This window comes from Mesorhizobium sp. M7A.F.Ca.CA.002.04.1.1, assembly GCF_004022805.1.
GTDB classification, from domain to species: Bacteria; Pseudomonadota; Alphaproteobacteria; order Rhizobiales; family Rhizobiaceae; genus Mesorhizobium; species Mesorhizobium ciceri.
Genome location: NZ_RZPL01000647.1, coordinates 1 through 3311, shown reverse-complemented (window position 1 = coordinate 3311; position 3311 = coordinate 1). Strand labels below are relative to the sequence as shown.

At 64.9% G+C, this 3311-nt stretch carries 5 protein-coding genes; all 5 read left to right on the top strand.

Annotated elements, in window-relative coordinates; all coding sequences use genetic code 11:
* Positions 1 to 785, top strand: a 785-nt coding sequence (locus ENZ75_RS26035; protein WP_164888005.1) for a branched-chain amino acid ABC transporter permease, incomplete at its 5' end; no start/stop codon positions are given.
* Complete coding sequence (locus ENZ75_RS26030; protein ID WP_013532995.1) at positions 782 to 1486, top strand: ATP-binding cassette domain-containing protein; 705 nt, start codon at positions 782 to 784, stop codon at positions 1484 to 1486. The genes ENZ75_RS26035 and ENZ75_RS26030, both read left to right, overlap by 4 nt.
* 2 nt (positions 1487 to 1488) lie before the next feature.
* Positions 1489 to 2190: an ABC transporter ATP-binding protein gene (locus ENZ75_RS26025; protein ID WP_063167561.1), complete on the top strand. Its 702-nt coding sequence runs from the start codon at positions 1489 to 1491 to the stop codon at positions 2188 to 2190.
* 82 nt (positions 2191 to 2272) lie between these two features.
* On the top strand, positions 2273 to 2383 hold the full coding sequence (locus ENZ75_RS35345; protein WP_245481239.1) for a twin-arginine translocation signal domain-containing protein: 111 nt from the start codon (positions 2273 to 2275) through the stop codon (positions 2381 to 2383).
* A partial coding sequence (locus ENZ75_RS26020) for a substrate-binding protein (protein ID WP_348630626.1) occupies positions 2384 to 3311 on the top strand: 928 nt, incomplete at its 3' end.

Here is a 3311-nt window from a genome sequence, read left to right as displayed (position 1 = left end):
GCGGCTACATCATGGCGCTGATCACGCTCAACGATGCGATCTCCTTCGCCAGCCTGCTTGGCATCATCGGTGCGGTGGCCGGTGCGGCCTTGGTCTCCGCCATCATCGGCTACTTCCTGTTTTTCGGCGGCATCCGTGGCAGCTATTTCACCATCGTCACGCTGGCCATGGGCGTCATCTGCCAGCAGGCGGCGGTCTCCTGGAGCTCGGTCACCGGCGGCGACAGCGGGCTGATCGGCATTCCGCCGATTGCCTTCGATGTCGGCGGGCTGCACGTCGATCTCAGCCAGGACCTGCCCAGCTACATCTTCGTCTCGGCCATCGTCGCGGTGACCGTGCTGGCGCTGTGGTCGATCAGCCGTGGCCGCTGGGGTACGGTGCTGACCGCCATACAGGACAATGAAGTCCGGGCAGCAGCGCTCGGCCACAATGCGCCGTTGCGGCTGCTCGTCACCTTCGTCCTGTCGGCGGCGATCGCCGGCCTTGCCGGCGCGCTCTATGTCTGCATGGCGGGGTTGGTGGCACCGGATCTGTCCGGACTGCTTCTGTCGACGGAAGTCATCGTCTGGGTGGCGGTCGGCGGGCGCGGCACGCTGCTGGGGCCGGTGCTCGGCGCCATCTTCATCCAGCGTGCGCAGCAGACGATCAGCAGTTTCAACCCGAGCCTGTGGCCGCTATTGCTCGGCTGTGTCTTCGTCATCATCGTCTTCGTCCTGCCGGACGGCATCCTGTCGATCTACGCGCGACTGAAAGCCCTGTTCAAAGGCGGGAGGCGCGCACAATGAGCGACATCCTGCTCCAGGCCGAAAATGTCGGCATCCGCTTTGGCGGGCTGCAGGCGCTGGAGGCCCTGAACCTCACTGTACGCGACAAGGAACTCTGCTGCATCATCGGCCCGAACGGCGCCGGCAAAAGCACCTTCCTCAATGTGTTGACCGGTACGCTGCGCCCGACCAGCGGCAGCGTGCGCTTCCTCGGCCACGACATAGCCGGCCTGCCGCTGCATCGCATCGCCCGGCTCGGCATCGCGCGCAAGTTCCAGATCCCGTCCGTCTTCCCGAGCCTCTCGGTGGAAGACAATGTGAAGGTCGCCCGCTGGGGGGCGCCCTCGCCTGTGCGCCCGGTTGGCGAATTGCTGGAATTGGTCGCGCTGAGCAATCGCGCCGCCACACCGGCCGGCGAACTCGCGCATGGCCAGAAGCAATGGCTGGAGATCGGCATGGCGCTGGCAATCGAGCCGCGGTTGCTTTTGCTCGACGAACCCACCGCCGGCATGACGCCGCAGGAGACGCTGGCGACGGCCGATATGCTGCTACGCCTAAAGGGCGAGTTCTCGATCGTCGCCGTCGAACACGATATCCGCTTCGTACGGGCGCTGAACTGCGAGACGCTGGTGCTGCATCAGGGACGCCGCCTGCGCAGCGGTCCTTTCCATGACATCGAGACCGACGAAATGGTCCGCGATGTCTATCTGGGGAGGCGCTGATCATGCTGCGGACAATGGCGGTGTCAGCCGGCTACGGCCCGCTCCCGGTGCTGAACGGCATCGACCTCAGTGTCGCGCCAGGCGAAGTCGTCGGCCTGCTCGGCCGTAACGGCGCCGGCAAGACGACGCTGCTGCGCGTCATCGCCGGCGGCTTGCGAGCGAGCGGTGGCGCGGTGGTTCTCGGTGACAAGGACCTCACGAACGCGCCGGCCTTCCGCCGCGCGCGGGCAGGCATTGCGCATGTGCCGCAGGGGCGCGGGATCTTCAACCAGCTGACGGTGCGGCAAAACCTGGAGGTCGGCACCCGCGCTGCCAAGGACCGTGGCGACGGCGGCATTTCGGCCGACATCTTCGGCTATTTTCCGATCCTGCGCGAGCGCGAAGCGCAGGTCGCCGGCACGCTTTCGGGCGGCCAGCAGCAGATGCTGGCGATCGGCCGCGCGCTCTGCGGCCTGCCGTCGGTGCTGCTGCTCGATGAGCCTTCGGAAGGCATACAGCCGAACATCGTGCAGTCGATCGCCGAGCTGGTGCCGCGCATCGCGCGCAAACGCAGCATCGCGATCGTGCTGGTCGAGCAGAATCTCGATCTCGTTCTCAAGGCATCGGACCGCTGCCTGGTGATGGAGAAGGGCAGGATCGTCCATGAAGGCGCGCCGGAGGCGTTCGCCGACGAGACCCTGCTGAAGGATCTGTTGGCCCTATAAGGCGCGCCTGAAGCGCGCCTGGGAGCTTGTTGACTTGTAAGGCGTGCATGGGGCGCGCCTGGGACTGGAAGGGAACACAACAATGATAAGCAGAAGAACTGTCTTGAAATCCGGCGGCGCCGCGGCCGCTTTCGCCATGGTCGGTGCGCCGTCGGTCCTGCGCGCCGCCGACACCGTCAAGGTCGGCCTGTAGATCCCGATCACCGGGCTGCAGGCGATCCTCGGCGAGACGCTGCTCAATTGCTACAAGCTCGCCGCCGCCGAACTGAACGCCGCCAATGGCATTGGCGGGCGCCAGGTCGAGTTGTTCATCGAGGACAACCAGACCACGACCAAGGGTTCCATCGACAAGGCGCGCAAGCTCATCAACGAAGACAAGGTCGACGTGGTCATGGGCACGATCATTTCGCCGGAGCGAAGTGCTACGCTGTCGGTGACCTCGAAGGCCAAGAAGCTGTTCTTCTACCCAACCAATTTCGAGGGCGGCGAATGCAACCGCTACTTCGTCGCCACCGGCCCGATCCCGATGCAGCAGGTCGACCCGATGATGCCGTGGGTGGCCGAGACCCTCGGCAAGACCATCTACGTCATGGCCTCCGACTATGCCTGGCCGCAGAAGATGACCGAGGCGATCACGGCGGCTTACGAAAAGGCCGGCGGCAAGATCATCGGCGCCGACTACTATCCGTTCGGCACCACGGATTTCGGCCCGGCCTTCCAGAAGATCAAGTCGCTGAAGCCCGATGTCGTCTGGTCGATGGTGGTCGGCAACGACGCCGTCACCCAGCTCAAGCAGTATCGCAGCTTCGATATCAAGCAGCCGCTGATCGCACCGCTCGACGAGGTCTTCAACAAGGACGCGCTGCCGCCCGGCGTCGCGGCCGGCACCTACGCACCGCAGCCTTACTGGATGGCGCTCGACAATCCGGTCAACAAGAAGTTCATCGCGAGCTTCCGCGAGAAGTTCGGCAAGGAGAAGATGGTCAACGGCATCGGCGAAGCCGGCTACAACGGCCTGCATCTCTACGCCCTGGCCGCCGAGAAGGCCGGATCGCTGAAGGACGATGATGTGCTCAAGGCGCTGCCGACGATCGAGTTCGACGCGCCGCAAGGCAAGATCC